The sequence below is a fragment of the Kribbella antibiotica genome (assembly GCF_004349055.1).
GTDB classification, from domain to species: Bacteria; Actinomycetota; Actinomycetes; order Propionibacteriales; family Kribbellaceae; genus Kribbella; species Kribbella antibiotica.
The window spans coordinates 1-1,697 of the sequence record NZ_SMKX01000296.1 but is presented as its reverse complement, the minus strand read 5'-3'; the positions used below and the strand labels follow the sequence as shown (position 1 = coordinate 1,697).

The 1,697-nt window shown below is 66.8% G+C and carries 2 protein-coding genes; one reads left to right on the top strand and one right to left on the bottom strand.

What is annotated here, in order from left to right; all coding sequences use genetic code 11:
* The first annotated feature begins 296 nt into the window (after positions 1–296).
* The gene (locus E1263_RS42315; RefSeq protein WP_165956948.1) at positions 297–1,049 is read left to right on the top strand and encodes a class I SAM-dependent methyltransferase; all 753 of its coding nucleotides are present in this window, start codon (positions 297–299) and stop codon (positions 1,047–1,049) included.
* Here E1263_RS42315 and E1263_RS42310 read toward each other — a convergent pair.
* Positions 984–1,697, bottom strand: a 714-nt coding sequence (locus tag E1263_RS42310) for an alpha/beta fold hydrolase (protein ID WP_132178108.1), incomplete at its 5' end; no start/stop codon positions are given. The two genes, E1263_RS42315 and E1263_RS42310, sit on opposite strands and share 66 nt — an antisense overlap.

Sequence of the window (1,697 nt, the reverse complement as noted above, 5' to 3'; positions counted from 1 at the left end):
TGACCCAACGCACGCCGTTCTCCGCTCTAAAGTTCCTGACTCTCGACAAGCCAGAAACCTAGACAGAGAACGGCGTGCACCCATTTCCGACCCGCGCAGAACCCACAGATGCGTCAGAAGAGCCCCATTTGGTGGGCCCGCCCATCGGGTTGTGGGTGGGCTAACCGCATGCAGTGGGCTCTCCCACAATCTGGTGGGCTCACCCATCAAATGAGCCGGGGTGCGGGGCGGTCGACTGTGGTGCCCCTTCGGGAAAAGGGGGTGCGGGCGGGTGGCTGTGCGGCGAGACTTCAGGAGTGAGCTGGTACGACGAGGGAGCGTTGTTCGCGGGGTTGGCTGCCGAGCAGTGGGCTGTCAGCTCGCGGACCGATGCGCGACTGGACGCAGCGTTCTATCGCGAACTCATCCGCTCGCAGGGTGGACGCGCGCTGGAGGTCGGGTGCGGGACCGGTCGATTGCTGTTGACCTTCCTGGCCGAGGGGCTGGAGGTCGAAGGGTGTGACATCTCCGCCGACATGCTGGCCTGGTGCCGCCGCGACGCCGGTGGACTGACACCGACCCTGTACGAACAGCCGATGCAGGAGCTCGCCGTACCGGGGAAGTTCCGCACGATCTACATCCCCTGCGGCAGCTTCGTACTGGTGATGGATCGGCAGGCCGCCCTCGAAACTCTCCGCCGCTGCCGCGAACACCTGGAGCCCGGCGGGATCCTCGCCTTCAACGTGTTCCCGGTGCCGATCAACTACACCGAACCACCCGCCGACGACTTCCCGACCCCCTGGCAAACCGGCGCCCCGATCGCCCTCCCCAACGGCAATCGCCTAGAGGTCTCCACCCGCTGGACCGCCCTCGACCGCACCGAACAAACCTGGCACGAACAACGCCGCTACCACCTGTACGACGACGCCGCCCTCCTGCACGCCGAAACCCGCACCGGCCAAGGGCGCTGGTACTTCCGCAACGAGCTCCTCTGGATGCTCCAACTAGCCGGCTTCGCCCCCGCGGACGTCAGCACCACCGGCAACCTCACCATCGTCGCCACCCGCTAGAAACTCAGTCAGCAGCGCCACAAACTCATGCGGCGCCTCCCGATGAACGCCATGCCCTACAGCGATTTCGCAGAAGCGCCCACCAGGTACCTGCCCAGCCATAGCCCGCATCTGCCCCTGTGGAAACGGACTCGTCGGCCCGCCGCCAATGACGAGGGTCGGCACCCGAATCTTCGCGAGCTCCTCGAACCACCCCTGGCCCGGTGCATTCACCTGGCCAACCAGCTCAACCCTGGCTCGCCAGTCATAACCCAGCGCCCCCTCCGGGCGCTCCGGCACCGGCCGCTGCTGCGCAAACGGCGGCGGCGACTCAACCAGCACCAACGCCCCGATGCGCTCCGGCCGCCTAGCGGCGTACAGATACGCCGCGACCGCCCCCATCGAATGCCCAACCACCACAGGCCTCACCAGCCCTTGGGCCTCGACGAACTCCCCCAAGTCCTCCGCCAACAACTCAAACGAATACTCGTCCGCCGGCCCCGTCACCCCATGCCCCCGCTGATCCGGCACCAGCACCCGCCATCGCTCCGCCAGCGCCGGCACCACGCCATCAAACGACGACCCGTCTGACGTCAATCCATGCAGCAAGACCATCCCCGGCCCACCCGGCCGTCCCCACTCCCGAAACGCAAGTCGCATCCCCCGATC